Here is a 16,079-nt window from a genome sequence, read left to right as displayed (position 1 = left end):
TTGCTGTCGCGCTGTCCACTGCGCCCCGTCTGAGGGCAGCAAACCTTACCGCGCCGAAGTGAGGTTAGCCTACCCTCACCACTACAACTCCGGTGCGAGCCGGTCGAGTTCGACGTGCGTTCGACCTATCGGCACGATCAACGGCCGGTCGCCCACCGGGTCCTCGATCACCTTGGCCCGCAACCCGAAGGCCTCGTGCAGCAGTTCGGCGGTGATGACGTCCCGTGGATGCCCCTGGGCGAGGATCGACCCCTCGCGCATCACGACGAGGTTGTCGCTGTAGCGCGTGGCCAGGTTGAGGTCGTGCAGCACCATGACGACCGTGCACCCCGACTCGTGCAGGTCGTCGACCAGGTCCAGGACGTCGATCGCGTGCGCGAGGTCCAGATAGGTGGTCGGCTCGTCCAGGAGGAGCAGGTCGGTGCCCTGCGCCAGGGTCATGGAGATCCAGACGCGCTGGCGCTGACCGCCCGACAGCGAGTCGACCGGGCGGTCGGCGAGGTCGGACACGCCGGTCATGGCCAGCGCCCGCGCCACCACGTCCGCGTCGTCCGACGACCACTGCCGCAGCCAGCTCTGGTGCGGATGGCGGCCCCTGGCGACCAGGTCGGAGACCGTCAGCCCCTCCGGCGCCACCGGTGCCTGCGGCAGCAGGCCGAGCTTCTTCGCCACGTCCCTGGTCCGGAGCCTGGCGATGTCGTCTCCGTCCAGCACGACCTTTCCGCCGGTCGGCTTCAGCAGCCGCGACAGCGTGCGCAGCAGCGTCGACTTCCCGCAGCCGTTGGGGCCGATGATCGTGGTGACCACGCCGGGCGGGACGGCCACGTCGAGGCCGTCGATGACGGTCCGGGTGCCGTACCCGACCGTGACGCCCCTGGCCGCCAGCCGCGAGGCACCGTCGGTGCCGGGCTTCACTCCGGTGATGGACTGAACGACCACAGGGCCCCCTTGTTTAGGCTCGCCTTACTTTGTACCAGCTATCCGCGGTTCGCCCGCACCAGCAGATAGACCAGGAAGGGGCCGCCGATCGCGGCGGTGACGACACCGACCGGGAGGGAGACCGGCAGCACCGCCCGGGCGATCAGGTCCGAACCGATCAGCAGCAGGGCCCCCACCAGAGCGGAGGCCGCCATGGGCGGCGTGGGATGCCGGCCCAGACGCATCGCCACCTGCGGCGCGACCAGCGCCACGAAGGGGACCGGTCCCGCCGCGCTCACCGCCGCGCCGGCCAGCAGCACCGCGCACAGCAGCAGCACGGCCCGCACCGCCGCGTACCGGACACCGAGGCCCGCGGCTATCTCGTCGCCGAAGTGCAGGGGCTTGAACTGGAAGGCGACGCACGACACGACGGCCAGCAGGGCGAGCGTGCACCACAGGGCGAGCGACACCTCGTTCCAGGACCGGTCGTCCAGCGAGCCGACCAGCCACGCCTGGGCCCTGGCCACGTCCCTGATGTCGGCGGTGACCAGCAGCCAGGTCGTGATGGCCTGCATCATGGCGGTCACCGAGATGCCGATGAGGACGAGCCGGAAGCCGTCGATACCCCGCCGCCAGGCCAGGAAGTACACCAGCAGGCCGGTGCCGAGCCCGCCCGCGAGCGCCGCCGCCGACAGGCCCACGGAGTCGGTGATCGCCGCGGCGGTGCCGCCCGAGACGGTCACCAGGAAGACCGCGACCGCGCTCGCACCGCTGGTGATGCCCAGTACGTCGGGGCTGGCCAGCGGATTGCGCGCGACGGACTGGGTGATCGCCCCGGACACCCCGAGCGCGACGCCGACCACGAGACCGGCCAGCGCCCGCGGCATCCGCAGGTCCATGATGACGAACTCGTCGACCTGCTCTCCCCGGCCGAAGACGGTGGCGACCACCCGGGGCAGGGCGATGGGGAAGTCCCCGACGCCGATGGACAGGCAGAACAGCAGGAAGGCCCCCGCCGCCAGCAGCAGCGTCACGCCGGCCAGCCACGGCCGCCAGACGAACGACACGCCGCCGAGCCGCACACCCGGCGTCAGGGACGGCCTCGTGGCCGTCTGATCCGTTCTCACGTCCGCCCCGTTCACGCGCTCTTGAACTTTCCACGCCACACCAGGATTGCGAAGAAGGGGGCGCCGAGGAGGGAGACGACGATGCCGGCGTCCAGCTCGCCCGGCCGTACCACCAGGCGCCCCACGATGTCGCAGACCAGCAGCACGACGGCCCCCAGCAGCCCCGCGTACGGCACCAGCCACCGGTAGTCCGGACCGGTCAGACGGCGGGCCACATGGGCCACCATCAGCCCGAGGAACGCGATCGGGCCGCAGGCGGCCGTCGCCGCGCCCGCCAGCAGGGTCACGGCGACGATGCCGACGGTCCGGCTCCGGGCGATGTTCAGGCCGAGCCCCCTCGCCACGTCGTCGCCCAGGTTGAGCAGGTTGATCGCGGGCAGCGTGGACAGGGCCAGCAGCAGGCCGACCGCGACGAACCCGGCGACCGGCCAGATCACGTCGAACCGGACTCCGGCCACCGAGCCCGCGTTCCAGAACCGCAGCGCGTTCAGCGACTCCTTGTCCGACAGGGCGACGGCGGTGGTCATCGCCGCGAGGAACACGGTGACCCCCTGGCCGGCCAGGGCGAGCGTCAGCGGGTTGCCGGCGCCCCGGCCGATGCTGGCCAGCCCGAAGACGACGACACCGGCGAGGGCGGCTCCCAGGAAGCCGAACCAGACGTACTGGTAGGGGCTGGTGAACCCGAACAGCGCGATCCCCGTCACCACGGCGAACGAGGCACCGGAGTTCACGCCCAGCAGCCCGGTGTCGGCGATCGGGTTGCGCGTGTATCCCTGGATCAGCGCGCCCCCGACCCCGAGGGCCAGGCCCGCGACGACCGCGAGCACCGTGCGGGGGACCCGCACGGTCTGCACGATGAGCCTGATCTCGGTGAGCCGCTGGTCGGAGCCGGGCTCCGCGAGCAGCCCGTGCCACACGTCGACGGGGCTCAGGGCGCGCGCGCCGACCGCCAGGGACGCGGCCGACGCGGCCACCAGGAGGACGGCGAGCACACCCAGACCCACAACACGCTTGCGGCGGGGCTGTGTTGTGCCCGGGGGCGCCGCGCTCCGGGCCGCAGTCGTGGTCATGGCGACGTACACTAACGCGCCGCGCTGCCGGTCCCGTCAGCGACCGTCCGGGCGGTGTCCGCGCCGGAGGACCGGGTGCCCCGGCCGAGGAGCGAGTCCAGGATCTCCCCGACCCTGATCGCCGTGTTGGACAGCAGGGACGACGTGATGCCGTGGGTGTGCTCCGTGCCGCCCTGGAGGTAGATCCCGCAGCGCAGGCCGGGGTCGGTGGCGAGACGGTAGTCCCGCTCGACCCGGACCAGGCCGTCGTCGTCGCGAAGGCAGCGGTCCGCGACCTCGCCGAGCAGGCCGAGGGGGTCGGCCGGGCTGTAGCCGGTGGCGAACACCACGACGTCCGCGTCCAGGAGCGTCTCCTCGCCGGTGACGAGGGAGGTCACGGTGGCCCGGACCTTCTCCGGTGTCTCCTTGACGTCGGTGAGCCGGGACACGTTGAGGAAGCGCAGCCGCTCGGTGCCGAGGACCTTCTCCCGGTACATCTCCCGGTACAGGTCGTCGATCAGGTCGATGTCGACCACGGAGTAGTTGGTGTTGCCGTGGTAGTCCATCAGCCGCCGTTTGACGCCGGCCGGCGCGGCGAAGTACTCGTCCACGGCCGCGGGGTCGAAGATCCGGTTGGCGAAGCCGCTGTCGTCGGCGGGGCTGTAGCCGTAGCGGGCGAACACCGCGCACACCTCGGCGTCGGGGAAGCGGCGGTGCAGGTAGGCGACGTTCTCCGCGGCGCTCTGCCCGGCGCCGACGACGACGAACCGGGAGGGCGAGGTGCCCTCCAACGCGTCGACCTTGGCGAGCAGTTCGGAGTTGTGCCAGACGCGGTCGCCCCGCTCGACGCCCTCGGGCAGGAGCGGTCGCAGTCCGGTGCCGATGACGAGGTTGCGGGCCCGGTGCACCTCCAGCCCCTCCCCCGAACGGACCGTCACCTCCAGGTGCTGCACGGTCCCGTCCCGCTCGACGGGGGCGACCCCGACGACCTCGTGGCCGTAGGAGACCAGGTCGTCGACCTTGGCGGCGGCCCACTCGAAGTAGTCGTGGAACTCGACCCGCAGCGGGAAGAGGTTCTTGTGGTTGATGAAGTCGATCAGCCGTCCTCTGCTCTGGAGGTAGCACAGGAAACTGAACTCGCTCGCCGGGTTCCGCAGGGTCACCAGGTCCTTGAGGAAGGACACCTGCATGGTCGCGTCGTCGATCAGCATGCCCCGGTGCCAGCCGAAGCGCGGCTGCTGCTCGAAGAAGTGGGCGCTGACCGCTTCCTGCCCGTCGGCGCGTGCGTTGTGCTCGCTCAGTGCGATCGCCATGGCGACATTGGACGGCCCGAAGCCGATGCCAATGAGGTCGTGGACCAGTGTTGCGTCATCAGGAAGAACCTGTGACATGTCACTCCCATCCTGCGGCCGCCGAAAACTTAGGTGAGCCTAAGCTAATGCTGTGAGGCTGTCGATAGGGCGAACCGGGAGACCTGCGCCGCCAACTGGGGTGTCCGACAAGGTTGTTGTGGACTAAGGTAAGCCTTGCTTTACTGCCCGGGCCGTCCCCTGCCTCGAGGAGGAACCCCATGCGGGTCGTCATGTTCGGCTACCAGACCTGGGGGCATCGCACCCTGCAAGCCCTGCTGGACTCCGAGCACGACGTGGTGCTGGTCGTGACGCACCCCAAGAGCGAGCACGCGTACGAGAAGATCTGGAGCGATTCCGTCGCCGACCTCGCCGAGGAGCACGGCGTCCCGGTGCTGATCCGCAACCGTCCGGACGACGAGGAGCTGTTCTCCCGCCTCAAGGAGGCCGACCCGGACATCATCGTGGCGAACAACTGGCGGACCTGGATCCCGCCGCGCATCTTCGGCCTGCCGCGCCACGGGACGCTGAACGTGCACGACTCGCTGCTCCCGAAGTACGCCGGCTTCTCGCCGCTGATCTGGGCACTGATCAACGGAGAGTCCGAGGTGGGCGTCACCGCGCACATGATGAACGACGAGCTGGACGCCGGTGACATCGTCCGCCAGGAGGCGGTGCCGGTCGGGCCGACGGACACCGCCACCGACCTCTTCCACAAGACCGTCGACCTCATCGCCCCGGTCACCATCGGCGCGCTCGATCTCATCGCCTCCGGCCGAACCGAGTTCACCAAGCAGGACCGGTCGCTGGCGAGCTTCTTCCACAAGCGGTCCACCGAGGACATCCGGATCGACTGGAGCTGGCCGGCCGAGGACCTGGAGCGCCTGGTCCGGGCCCAGTCCGACCCCTACCCCAGCGCCTTCACCTTCCACCGGGGCAAGCGGCTCGAAGTGCTCGCCGCCGTGGTGTCGCAGGGCCGTTACGGCGGCACCCCCGGCCGCGTCTTCTACCGCGAGGGCGACGGGGTCGTGATCGTGGCCGGCGCCGACGCGCGCACCGGACGCAACCACGGACTGGCCATCACCCGGGTCCGGACCGAGGACGGCCGCGAGCTGCCCGCGACGGAGTACTTCACCTCCATGGGGGGCTACCTGACCAGCCACCCCTGACCTGACTCCCCGGTGCCGGACCGGGCGTCAGCCGCGCAGCTCCGCCAGGCGCGCGAGGTCGTCGCCGGCCGACTCCCGCTCCACGGCGGTGAGTCGGACGGCGGCCGCCCGGGCGAGCGCCGCCGCCTTGGTGCCGTCGTCGCCGAGCCGCCCGGCCACGTCCGCCCGCAGCACGAGGAGCCGGACCAGTTGCACCGGCGTGGGCCGCTCGTCGTCGAGGCGCAGCACCCGGTCGACGACCTTGGCGGCGCCCGCCGGGTCGTCCTTCGAGTCCGCGAGGAGGAGGGCGTGATGCAGAGCGCGGGCGAAGGTCTCCTCGGGCGCACGCGCGTCCCGCGGGCCGGCGTCGAGGGGCTGTCCGACCCGGACACAGTTGCCGCCCGGGTCGGACACGAGGAACTGCCGTACCCCGTACGCCATGTCCCGGAGCGGCCCGATGCGCGGCAGCCCGCGCGTGGGGATCCTGCCGTACGCCGCCTTGAGCCCCGCCCGGAAGGAGGCGTGGAGCCCGTCCACATCGTCGGTGAGGACGTAGCAGGTGCCGAGCGAGGCGGCCGGCTCGTGCTGCCTGACCGCGAAGAACTGCAACTCGATGCCGCCGCGCTCCACGACGGCGTACGGGTTGGGGCTCTTCTGCCGGTACGTCACCTCGAATCCGAGGGCGGTGTAGAAGTCGAGGACGGGCTGGAGGGTTCGGCACGGCAGGATCGGGATCGTCTTCTCGGCCATGCCTCCCAGTGTAGTCAAATTTGACCAGAGAGGGTCAGGCCCGCCGAGACACGCTCTGGGCCCTGCCGTTCGCCGTTGCCGCCGCTTCCATGAGGGCGGCGAGGGAGTCGCGGTGGTCGTGCTCGTTGCACCCGATGACGATGGAGCTCGGCCCGGCGTCGGCGACGGGGACACAGGCCGTACCGGGCGGTGTCGGGGTGACCAGTGAGCGAGGAAGGACTGCGACGACTCGTCCGATTCTGACCATCGGAATCAGTTCGGCGACGTCGTTCAGCTCCGGCCCGTCGGCTCTCTCATCGGATACGCCACGCCAACGAGGGAAGGTCTCTCCTTCGAGATCCGCGTAGCTGATGCTGGTGAGTCCGGCCAGACGATGGCCTTCGGGCAGCACCGCGACACGATCCTCGACGTGGAGCGTTCTGGTCGTGAGGCCGGTGAGGTCGTCGAAGGGTGCGTACAGCAAAGCGGCGTCGGCTCGCCCGTCACGCACGAGGTCTGCTCGTCGCGGACCGGCGTGGAACATGATGTCCACCTGTCCGGCGTCGGGAGTGTTCGCATACTCCGCGAGCAGCCCGGAGAGCAGCCCGGCGTCGCCTCCCGGCTTCAGGACGAGGCGCAGCGGCCCGGACTCGGCCGCCCGCCGGGTGCTCTGCACGGCGACGGCCATGGCGTTCAACGCGTGCCGGCCCTGCTCGAGCAGTACCGCACCGGCGGCTGTGAGTTTGACGCTCCGGCTGGTCCGGATGAACAGCTGCACGCCCAGGCGACCCTCGACGCGCTGGATCGCCTTCGACAGTGCGGGCTGCGCGATGCGCAGGCGCGAGGCCGCGCGACCGAAGTGAAGCTCTTCTGCGACGGCCACGAAGTATCGGAGCTCTCGCACCTCCAGCTCATCCATGCCCGCAGGTTATCAGTGTGCGTTCGACTGGTATTGGACGCCGTCATCTGAAGAGTGTTTGGGTTGAAGCATGTTCACGCACACCATGCTCGTGTCCTTCGAGAACCACATCTCCGACGCGGACCTCGATCAGTTCCTGTCCGATATCGAAAAGTCCATGAAGGAGACCGGAGTCGTGCGGAGGTACTCCGCACGGCGCCATGTCCCGGTCGCCGGCGAAGAGGCGATCCCGGCGTTCATCGCCACCGCAGTGCTGGAGTTCGGCGTCGACACCGTCGAAGACCTCGCGACCATGTTCGCCGCGCCGGGCGCAGGCGAAGTGATCCACACCTGGCAGGCACGTCACCCCTACAAGGTGGCGTGGGTGAACCACGAGACCGGGGCATGACGCGACACGTTCGGCAAGCAGGCACCCGGCCCGCCCGGGGCCGCACCGCGAGGCAGAAAGCCGTTGTCTCCCGGGGGTCCGCGCTTCCGCATGATTCATGGGGCCGGCCTGCCCGCCGGAAGGAATCGCCCGGGCCCCGGTGGCTGCCTAAGGTGGGACACACCTAGGCGAACGGGAACTCCGACCGGTTCCGGAGAGGTGCGGCGACATGGCGCGAAGCGTCGAAGCGGTCCGGCGGACGGTCCTGGGCTCCCTCGGTGCCGTACTGGTGGCCGTCGGCCTGGCCCTGCTGGTGCTGCCCGGGCCCGGTCTGCTGCTCGTGTTCGCCGGAATGGTGCTGCTGTCGCGCGCCGTCCCCGCGCTGGACCGGTTCGTCGGCCCCGTCCGACGGCAGGCGATGCGCGCGGCCGAGGAGAGCGTGTCCTCGCCGTGGCGGATCGCCGGCTCCGTCACCGCCGGGCTGTGCCTCGTCGGCGCGGGTGTGGCCTGGGGCCTCGTCCCCCGGTTGCCGTACTCCGGATGGACCACCGGGGCGAGCCTGATCGTCTCCGGCATCGTCCTGTTCGCCCTGCTCGCCTGGAGCCACCGCCGCGTCCGCGCGGGCCGTCGCGACTGAGCGCGGGCACCACCCCGGGGCAGAGGGCGCCGGACGCCGCGCGACGGCGGGACTTTGAACGCGTCGATGACAAAGTATGGACATGTCAAGCAGAAGTCTCCTACCTTGGCGGCGGAACCACAGTCGTACCGCACGACGACCGGAGCGACATCCGGCACGGTCCGGTCCCCACGTCCCGGAGGACCAATGCGCTCACGCCTGTTCCCGCGTGCCCGAAGACACCTAGTCCTGCTGCTGGCGTCGGCCGTCTCGGCCGGCGGCTTCCTCGCCGCCCCCGTGTCCGCGGCGGACCGCGCGGACGTCCCGCCGCAGGAACCCGGAGTCACCCTGCGCGTCTTCGACGTACAGACGCCGCTGAGCAAGATCTGCACGCTCAAGCCCGGCCAGACCCCCAACCACGACAAGCTGATGCCGACGGTCGACTGGTCGACCACCGAGGACTTCGGCGGCATCGCCGACAACTTCGTCTCGGAGGCGACCGGTTACCTGGTCGCACCGCGCGACGGCACCTACGCCTTCCGGCTCACCAGCGACGACGGCTCGCGGCTGACCCTCGACGGCACCACGGTGATCGACCACGACGGACTGCACGGGGCCGAGCCGAAGGACGGCGCCCTCGACCTCACCGCGGGGTCGCATCCGTTGCGCATCGAGCACTTCGACCGCGGTGGCGGGCAGCAGCTCACGCTCTCCTGGCGCCCGCCGGGCGAGAGCGAGTTCACCGTCGTGCCCCGCGAAGCGCTGACCACCGACGCCGGTGTCGTCCGGGTGACGGCACCCGGGCGCAAGGAGTGCGAGTCGGGCACCGACACCCCCGGCGACGGACTGCCGCTGACCTCGGTGCGTCCCGACCTCACCCTCACCGACCTGCGCCCCGAGGGGTTCGAACCGCAGGTCACCGGCATGGACTGGCTGCCCGACGGACGCCTCGCGATCAGCACCTGGGGCGGCTCCGACAACGTTGCCGGTGAGGTGTACCTGCTCGACAACGTCACCGGCGCGACCAGCCGCGACAAGGTCACCGTGAAGAAGGTGGCGAGCGGCCTGCGCGAGCCCATGGGCATCAAGTACGTCGACGGCTCGCTCTACGTCTCCCAGAAGCACGAGCTGACCCGGCTGGTGGACGAGAACGACGACGACGTGACCGACGCGTACCGCACGGTCGCCACCTGGCCGTACGGCGGCAACTTCCACGAGTTCGCCTTCGGCCTGCTCTACCGCGACGGCTACTTCTACGTGAACCTCTCGGTCGCCATCGACCTGGGCGGCGCGACCACCACCCCGCAGCCCGCGCCGAACCGCGGGACCACGTACAAGATCAGCAAGAAGACAGGGAAGATCACCCCGGTCGCGGGCGGACTGCGCACGCCCAACGGCATCGGCTGGGGGCCGGGCGGCGGTCTCTTCGTCACCGACAACCAGGGCGGCTGGCTGCCCTCCTCGAAGCTGGTCCAGATCAAGCAGGACCGCTTCTTCAACCACTACACCGAGCCCGCGGGCCCCTTCGAGGACTCCCCCGTCACCGAGCCGGTGCTCTGGCTGCCGCAGAACGAGATCGGCAACTCGCCCTCCACCCCGCTGTACCTGAACAAGGGCACGTTCGCCGGCCAGATGCTGATCGGCGACGTCACCTACGGCGGTCTCCAGCGCGCCTACCTGGAGAAGGTGAAGGGCCAGTACCAGGGTGCCGTCTTCCGCTACACCCAGGGCCTGGAGGCCGGCGTCAACCGCATCACCATGGGCCCGGACGGAGCCATCTACGCCGGCGGCCTGGGCGCCGACGGCAACTGGGGCCAGGCCGGCAAGCTGAAGTTCGGCCTGCAGAAGCTGACGCCCAACGGCGGCGACACCTTCGACATCCAGAAGATGCGGGCCGTGCCCGGCGGCTTCGACCTGACGTACACCCAGCCGGTGTCCGAGGAGACCGCGGCGAAGCTGGCCGAGCGCTACGACGTCCGGCAGTGGCGCTACACCCCGACCGCCGACTACGGCGGCCCGAAGATCGCCGAGGAGGAGCTGTCCGTCAGCTCGGCGACGCTCTCGAAGGACGGCCGGACCGTGCGGCTGCGGCTGGACGGGCTGAAGCCGGACCGCGTGGTGCACGTGCGCTCGCCGCGGCCCTTCACCTCCGCGTCCGGTGAGGCGCTGTGGAGCACCGAGGCCTGGTACACCCTCAACGAGATGCCCGGCAAGCAGCCGCCGCCCGCCACCCTCTACGAGGCCGAGGAGGCCCGGCTCACCGGCAAGGCCGGCGTCAACACCGACCACGTCGGCTACTCCGGCAGCGGATTCGTCGACCGCTACGCCACCGAGGGCAAGGCCGCCACGACCTTCGACGTGACGGTCCCGAGGACGGGCACCTACGACGTGGGGCTGCGCTACTCCAACGGCCCCAACCCCTTCGAGGGCACCAAGTCCCTGTCGCTGTACGCCAACGGCAAGAAGGTGCGGCAGACGGAGCTGGCCTCCACCGGGGACTGGGACACCTGGTCCACCCGGACCGAGCGCCTGCGCCTGCGGGCCGGTCACAACACCGTTTCCTACCGGTACGACCCCGGCGACACCGGCCATGTCAACCTCGACCTGATCACCGTGCACCCGCAGGGCGCCCGCGTCGACCTGTTCGACGGCACGGCCGCCTCGCAGGCCCGGTGGCAGCATCCGGACGGAAGGAGCGTGGCCTGGCCGCTGGCCGAGGAGCGGTCGATGGAGGTGTGCTGCGGTGACATCCGCACCAAGGACGCCTACCAGGACTTCAAGCTGCACGTGGAGTTCCGCGTCCCGCAACTGCCGCCGGACGTGACCGGCCAGGACCGCGGCAACAGCGGCATCTACCTCCAGGACCGCTACGAACTCCAGATCCTGGACTCCTACCGGGACACCACCCTCGCCGACAACGAGGCCGGGGCCCTCTATCTGAAGAAGGCCCCCGACACCAACGCGGCGACCGCGCCCGAGACGTGGCAGACGTACGACATCGTCTTCCGCGCGGCCCGCTACGACGACGGCGGACGCAAGACCGCCGACGCGCGGGTGACCGTGGTGTGGAACGGTGAGACGGTCCACGACGACGTGGCCCTCGACGGTCCCACCGCGGGCGGCCGGGCCGAGACCCCGGCGGCCGGGGCGATCCGGCTGCAGGACCACGGGAACAAGGTCCGCTTCCGCGACATCCGGGTGCAGCGGCTGAGCTGATCCGGACCGGTATGTCGGGTGTGCGGGGTGGCCGTGGTCGGTCACCCCGCTCGCCGTGCGCCGCGCCCCACTCGGCCCGTATCGGCCGGGGACCACTGGGTACGCTGAGTGAGGAGTCCCCGCACATCGAACAAGGAGCGGAATTGAGCGAGCCGGCGTCCATCGCCCTGCAACTGGAGATCGCCCGGGAACTGGAGGTCGCCGAGACCTTCGACGCCGAACGGGAGATCGAGCGCCGGGTGGCCTTCCTGACCGAGCGGCTGACCTCCACCGGGCTGCGCTGCCTGGTCCTCGGGATCAGCGGCGGCGTCGACTCGACCACCGCGGGCCGGCTGTGCCAGCTCGCCGTGGAGCGGGCGCGGGCCGAGGGCCACGACGCGCACTTCTACGCGATGCGGCTGCCGCACGGAGTCCAGGCCGACGAGCACGACGCCCAGCGCGCGCTCGACTTCATCCAGGCCGACCACGTGCTGACCGTCGACATCAAGCCCGCGAGCGACGCCATGCTGGACGCGCTGCTCGCCGCCGACGTGGCCTTCCGCGACGCCCACCACCAGGACTTCGTGCACGGCAACATCAAGGCCCGGCAGCGCATGATCGCCCAGTACGCCGTGGCCGGTGCGCACAACGGGCTGGTCGTGGGCACCGACCACGCCGCCGAGGCGGTCTCCGGCTTCTTCACCAAGTTCGGTGACGGCGCCGCCGACCTGGTCCCGCTGACCGGTCTCACCAAGCGCCGGGTGCGGGCCGTCGCCGAGGCGCTGGGGGCACCCGCCGAGCTGGTGGGCAAGGTCCCGACGGCCGACCTGGAGTCCCTCGCCCCCGGCAAGGCCGACGAGGACGCCCTCGGTGTCACCTACGACGAGATCGACGACTTCCTGGAGGGCAAGCCGGTGAAGCCGGACGCCTTCGAGAAGATCGTCTCCCGCTACCGGGCGACGGACCACAAGCGCCGGATGCCCATCGGCCCCTGAGCCTCCGTCCGCGGCCGACGAGCCGCACTCTATGTGCGGCTTGTCCGATATCGCCTTAATGTGTCGACTGAGAGACGCGGACAGTCGACGCCGGTCCAGCCGGCGGAAGGTGAGCTTCCATGGCTGCACGGCTCAAGAAGTCAGGTCTGCTCGGTGAACTCTCGGCGGAGTTCGCCGGCACGATGATCCTCATCCTCTTCGGGTGCGGAGTGGTGGCGCAGGTGGCCGCGGGCGGCGCCCTCACCGATCCGGAGGGCGGCCTCGGGGACCACGACAGCATCTCCTGGGCGTGGGGCCTCGGCGTCACCCTCGGTGTCTATGTGGCCGCGCGGCTGAGCGGCGCCCACCTCAATCCCGCGGTGACCCTCGCGCTCGCCGCCTTCAAGGGCTTCCCCTGGCGCAAGGTGGCCCCGTACGCGCTGGCCCAGACGGCCGGCGCGTTCGTGGCCGCGCTCCTGGTCCGCTGGAACTACACCGAGGCGCTGGCCAAGGCGGACCCCGGACACACCATCAAGACGCAGACGGTCTTCTCCACGCTCCCCGCCAACGGCAACACCGCGCTCCCGGTCCACGAGTGGGGCGCCTTCCGCGACCAGATCATCGGCACCGCCATCCTGCTGCTGCTGATCATGGCCATCACGGACCTGCTCAACACTCCGCCGGGCGCCAACCTCGCCCCCTTCGTCATCGGCCTGGTGGTGGTCGCCATCGGCATGGCCTTCGGCACCAACGCGGGCTACGCCATCAACCCGGCCCGTGACTTCGGGCCCCGGCTGGCGAGTTTCCTCACCGGGTACGGCGGGGCCTGGCGGGACCAGTACGGGAATCTCTACTTCTGGGTCCCGATCATCGCGCCGCTGATCGGCGGTGTGCTCGGAGCGGGGCTGTACAAGGTCTTCGTCGGCCGGTTCCTGCCGACCGCCGAGCCCGAACCGACGGGGCGCGTACCGGCGCCCGAGGACTGACTCACCGGCCGGAGAGGCGGCACCCATGGCGGACTTCATCGGCGCGGTGGACCAGGGAACCACCAGCACCCGATTCATGATCTTCGACCACGGCGGCAACGAGGTGGCGAAGCACCAGCTGGAGCACGAACAGATCCTCCCCCGCTCCGGCTGGGTGGAGCACGATCCCGTGGAGATCTGGGAGCGGACCAACTCGGTGATGCAGAACGCCCTGCGTCACGGCGGCCTGTCGGGGACCGACCTGGCGGCCATCGGCATCACCAACCAGCGCGAGACCACGGTGGTCTGGGACCCGCGCAACGGCCGCCCGTACTACAACGCCATCGTCTGGCAGGACACCCGCACCGACACCATCGCGGCCAACCTCGAACGGTCCGGCCGGGGCGACGTCATCCGCCGCAAGGCCGGACTGCCCCCGGCGACCTACTTCTCGGCCGGCAAGATCCAGTGGATCCTGGAGAACGTCGACGGCGTGCGCGAGGCGGCGGAGGCGGGACACGCCGTGTTCGGCAACACGGACACCTGGGTGCTGTGGAACCTGACCGGCGGCCCCGACGGCGGCATCCACGCCACCGACGTGACCAACGCGAGCCGCACCATGCTGATGGACCTGGAGACCCTCGACTGGGACGACGAACTGCTGGGCTTCTTCGGCATCCCCCGGTCGATGCTCCCCACCATCAACCCCTCCTCCCATCCGGATGCCTACGGCGCCACCCGCACCTCCCGGCCGCTGCGCGCCGCCGTCCCCATCGGCGGCGTCCTGGGCGACCAGCAGGCGGCCACCGTCGGCCAGGTCTGCTTCGCGCCCGGCGAGGCCAAGAACACGTACGGCACCGGGAACTTCCTGCTGCTCAACACCGGTACGGAACTGGTCCGTTCGCAGCACGGTCTGCTGACGACGGTGGCCTACCGGTTCGGGGACGACCCGGCGGTCTACGCGCTGGAGGGGTCCATCGCGGTGACCGGCTCCGCCGTGCAGTGGCTGCGCGACCAGATGAAGATCATCAAGACCGCGGCCGAGAGCGAGGAACTCGCCCGATCCGTGGAGGACAACGGCGGCATGTACTTCGTGCCCGCCTTCTCCGGCCTGTTCGCGCCCTACTGGCGCTCCGACGCCCGCGGCGCGATCGTCGGCCTGGCCCGGTACAACGACAACGCGCACCTGGCACGGGCGACCCTGGAAGCCATCTGCTACCAGAGCCGGGACGTCGTCGAGGCGATGGAGCAGGACTCCGGCGTCCACCTGGACGTGCTCAAGGTCGACGGCGGGGTGACCGCCAACGACCTCTGCATGCAGATCCAGGCCGACGTCCTGGGCGTCCCGGTCAGCCGCCCGGTGGTCGCGGAGACCACCGCGCTCGGCGCGGCCTACGCGGCGGGACTGGCCACGGGCTTCTGGCGGGACACCGACGAACTGCGCACCCACTGGCACGAGTCCAGGCGCTGGGAGCCGAAGTGGACCGAGGAGCGGCGCGCGCAGGGGTACGCCGGCTGGAAGGCCGCCGTGCGGCGCACCCTCGACTGGGTCAAGGTCGAGTGACCCCGGCCTGAGACCGCCGCGGGCGCACGACGGGGATCACCATAAGGTGATCCCCATGTCTGCCAGATTGAGTTCCGCGAGGACGCGCGCCGCGATGCGCACCACCGCGCGTGTCTCTGCCGAGTTGCTGCTGATACTCGCCATGCTCGCGGTGGCCCTGTGGGTCCTCGGCCGTATGTGGCCCGTCGTGTGGCCGCTGATAGTCGGTCTGCTCCTGACCACCCTGACCTGGCCCGCGGCCCGTTTCCTGCGACGGCACGGGTGGCGCCCCGCGCTCGCCGCCTCCGTGGTGACCGTGGGCTTCCTGCTGGTCGTCACGGGCATCGTGGCGCTGATCGCGGTCCCGATGTCGTCCCAGACCGACGAGTTGACCGACGGCGTGGTCGAGGGCATCGAGCGGCTGCGCGAGTGGGCCGCGGGTCCGCCGCTGAACATCGACGACGCCCAGATCACCGGGGCGCTCGACTCGGCGATGGCCCGCATCCAGGACAGCGTCGACGGTGTGGTCACCGCGGTGGCCACCGGGGTCGGCACGGTGGTCAACGGTCTCATCACCGCCGTCCTGGGCGTCTTCCTGATGTTCTTCTTCCTCAAGGACGGGCCGCGCTTCCTGCCGTGGCTCGCCCGCCAGCTGCCCGGCCGGCTCGCCACCGACGTCCCGACCGTGGCCCTGCGCAGCTGGGAGACCCTGGGCTCCTTCGTCCGCTCGCAGGCGCTGGTGGGCCTGCTCGACGCGGTCTTCATCGGGCTCGGCCTGTGGATACTCGGCGTGCCCCTGGTGCTGCCGCTGGCGGTTCTGACGTTCGTGTCGGCCTTCGTGCCCATCGTGGGCGCCCTCTTCGCCGGCTTCGTCGCGGTCCTCATCGCCCTGGTGTCGAACGGTCTGACGGACGCCCTGATCGTGCTGGCGATCATCGTGGTGGTTCAGCAGCTGGAGGGCAACGTGTTCCAGCCCATCATCCAGAGCCGCGGCCTCGGGCTGCACGCGGCGGTGATCCTGCTGGCGGTGACCCTGGGCGGGAGCCTGGCCGGGATCGTGGGCAGCCTGCTCGCCGTACCGGTCGCCGCGCTGATCGCGGTGGTGTGGAACTACGTCCGCGAGCAGCTCGTCGATCCGCCGCGGGAGCCCGCTCCGTCGGACACCTGAGAACGGCGGGAC

Annotated in this window: 14 protein-coding genes; 8 read left to right on the top strand and 6 right to left on the bottom strand. The window is 70.5% G+C overall.

What is annotated here, in order from left to right; translation table 11 throughout:
* Positions 1-81: 81 nt before the first annotated feature.
* Genes ACFZP7_RS32265 through ACFZP7_RS32250 form a run of 4 tightly spaced genes read right to left on the bottom strand, consistent with a single transcriptional unit; the run spans position 82 to position 4,485 of the window.
* Positions 82-939 carry an ABC transporter ATP-binding protein gene (locus ACFZP7_RS32265; protein WP_031015130.1) on the bottom strand — a complete coding sequence of 286 codons (858 nt, stop codon included), beginning with the start codon at positions 937-939 and terminating at the stop codon, positions 82-84.
* A 38-nt stretch (positions 940-977) separates the two neighbouring features.
* On the bottom strand, positions 978-2,045 hold the full coding sequence (locus tag ACFZP7_RS32260; protein WP_385637559.1) for a FecCD family ABC transporter permease: 1,068 nt from the start codon (positions 2,043-2,045) through the stop codon (positions 978-980).
* An 11-nt stretch (positions 2,046-2,056) separates the two neighbouring features.
* Positions 2,057-3,115: a FecCD family ABC transporter permease gene (locus tag ACFZP7_RS32255; RefSeq protein ID WP_385637556.1), complete on the bottom strand. Its 1,059-nt coding sequence runs from the start codon at positions 3,113-3,115 to the stop codon at positions 2,057-2,059.
* Between the two features lie 11 nt (positions 3,116-3,126).
* Entirely contained in the window at positions 3,127-4,485 is a 1,359-nt protein-coding gene (locus tag ACFZP7_RS32250) for a lysine N(6)-hydroxylase/L-ornithine N(5)-oxygenase family protein (RefSeq protein ID WP_046248396.1), read from the bottom strand.
* Positions 4,486-4,664: 179 nt separating this feature from the next.
* On the opposite strand from ACFZP7_RS32250, the gene ACFZP7_RS32245 reads away from it, so the two are divergent.
* Positions 4,665-5,612 (top strand): methionyl-tRNA formyltransferase, encoded by a 948-nt coding sequence (locus ACFZP7_RS32245; protein ID WP_019330249.1) that lies wholly within the window; start codon positions 4,665-4,667, stop codon positions 5,610-5,612.
* Positions 5,613-5,639: 27 nt separating this feature from the next.
* Here the strand turns inward: ACFZP7_RS32245 and ACFZP7_RS32240 are convergent, their stop codons facing one another.
* Complete coding sequence (locus tag ACFZP7_RS32240) at positions 5,640-6,341, bottom strand: bleomycin resistance protein (RefSeq protein WP_385637553.1); 702 nt, start codon at positions 6,339-6,341, stop codon at positions 5,640-5,642.
* Positions 6,342-6,375: 34 nt separating this feature from the next.
* Positions 6,376-7,239 carry a LysR family transcriptional regulator gene (locus tag ACFZP7_RS32235; RefSeq protein WP_385637550.1) on the bottom strand — a complete coding sequence of 288 codons (864 nt, stop codon included), beginning with the start codon at positions 7,237-7,239 and terminating at the stop codon, positions 6,376-6,378.
* A 70-nt stretch (positions 7,240-7,309) separates the two neighbouring features.
* On the opposite strand from ACFZP7_RS32235, the gene ACFZP7_RS32230 reads away from it, so the two are divergent.
* From ACFZP7_RS32230 to ACFZP7_RS32200, 7 genes are all read left to right on the top strand, one after another.
* Positions 7,310-7,627 (top strand): hypothetical protein, encoded by a 318-nt coding sequence (locus tag ACFZP7_RS32230; RefSeq protein ID WP_385637549.1) that lies wholly within the window; start codon positions 7,310-7,312, stop codon positions 7,625-7,627.
* Positions 7,628-7,835: 208 nt separating this feature from the next.
* A complete protein-coding gene (locus tag ACFZP7_RS32225; RefSeq protein WP_019330252.1) occupies positions 7,836-8,243 on the top strand; it encodes a PGPGW domain-containing protein in 408 nt (135 codons plus the stop codon).
* Between the two features lie 186 nt (positions 8,244-8,429).
* Positions 8,430-11,438, top strand: coding sequence for a family 16 glycoside hydrolase (locus tag ACFZP7_RS32220; protein WP_385637546.1), 3,009 nt, complete (start codon positions 8,430-8,432; stop codon positions 11,436-11,438).
* 143 nt (positions 11,439-11,581) lie between these two features.
* Complete coding sequence (gene nadE / locus ACFZP7_RS32215; RefSeq protein ID WP_019330254.1) at positions 11,582-12,412, top strand: ammonia-dependent NAD(+) synthetase; 831 nt, start codon at positions 11,582-11,584, stop codon at positions 12,410-12,412.
* 119 nt (positions 12,413-12,531) lie between these two features.
* Positions 12,532-13,377 (top strand): MIP/aquaporin family protein, encoded by an 846-nt coding sequence (locus ACFZP7_RS32210; RefSeq protein ID WP_019330255.1) that lies wholly within the window; start codon positions 12,532-12,534, stop codon positions 13,375-13,377.
* Positions 13,378-13,402: 25 nt separating this feature from the next.
* Positions 13,403-14,920, top strand: coding sequence for a glycerol kinase GlpK (gene glpK, locus ACFZP7_RS32205; RefSeq protein WP_019330256.1), 1,518 nt, complete (start codon positions 13,403-13,405; stop codon positions 14,918-14,920).
* Between the two features lie 55 nt (positions 14,921-14,975).
* Positions 14,976-16,067, top strand: a complete 1,092-nt coding sequence (locus ACFZP7_RS32200; RefSeq protein ID WP_030974063.1) for an AI-2E family transporter — start codon at positions 14,976-14,978, stop codon at positions 16,065-16,067.
* Positions 16,068-16,079: the final 12 nt, after the last annotated feature.

The sequence above is a fragment of the Streptomyces sp. SudanB5_2050 genome, from assembly GCF_964272335.1.
In the GTDB taxonomy this organism is placed as follows: Bacteria; Actinomycetota; Actinomycetes; order Streptomycetales; family Streptomycetaceae; genus Streptomyces; species Streptomyces rochei.
The sequence above is the reverse complement of the archived record's forward strand: the minus strand, read 5'-3'. Positions and strand labels throughout refer to the sequence as shown.

Bases quoted from the DNA above. Each gene is read 5' to 3' on its own strand.
- ACFZP7_RS32255 (WP_385637556.1), bottom strand. From the start codon at position 3,115: ATGACCACGACTGCGGCCCGGAGCGCGGCGCCCCCGGGCACAACACAG.
- ACFZP7_RS32250 (WP_046248396.1), bottom strand. From the start codon at position 4,485: ATGTCACAGGTTCTTCCTGATGACGCAACACTGGTCCACGACCTCATT.
- ACFZP7_RS32245 (WP_019330249.1), top strand. From the start codon at position 4,665: ATGCGGGTCGTCATGTTCGGCTACCAGACCTGGGGGCATCGCACCCTG.
- ACFZP7_RS32240 (WP_385637553.1), bottom strand. From the start codon at position 6,341: ATGGCCGAGAAGACGATCCCGATCCTGCCGTGCCGAACCCTCCAGCCC.
- ACFZP7_RS32235 (WP_385637550.1), bottom strand. From the start codon at position 7,239: ATGGATGAGCTGGAGGTGCGAGAGCTCCGATACTTCGTGGCCGTCGCA.
- ACFZP7_RS32230 (WP_385637549.1), top strand. From the start codon at position 7,310: ATGTTCACGCACACCATGCTCGTGTCCTTCGAGAACCACATCTCCGAC.
- ACFZP7_RS32225 (WP_019330252.1), top strand. From the start codon at position 7,836: ATGGCGCGAAGCGTCGAAGCGGTCCGGCGGACGGTCCTGGGCTCCCTC.
- ACFZP7_RS32220 (WP_385637546.1), top strand. From the start codon at position 8,430: ATGCGCTCACGCCTGTTCCCGCGTGCCCGAAGACACCTAGTCCTGCTG.
- ACFZP7_RS32210 (WP_019330255.1), top strand. From the start codon at position 12,532: ATGGCTGCACGGCTCAAGAAGTCAGGTCTGCTCGGTGAACTCTCGGCG.
- glpK (WP_019330256.1), top strand. From the start codon at position 13,403: ATGGCGGACTTCATCGGCGCGGTGGACCAGGGAACCACCAGCACCCGA.
- ACFZP7_RS32200 (WP_030974063.1), top strand. From the start codon at position 14,976: ATGTCTGCCAGATTGAGTTCCGCGAGGACGCGCGCCGCGATGCGCACC.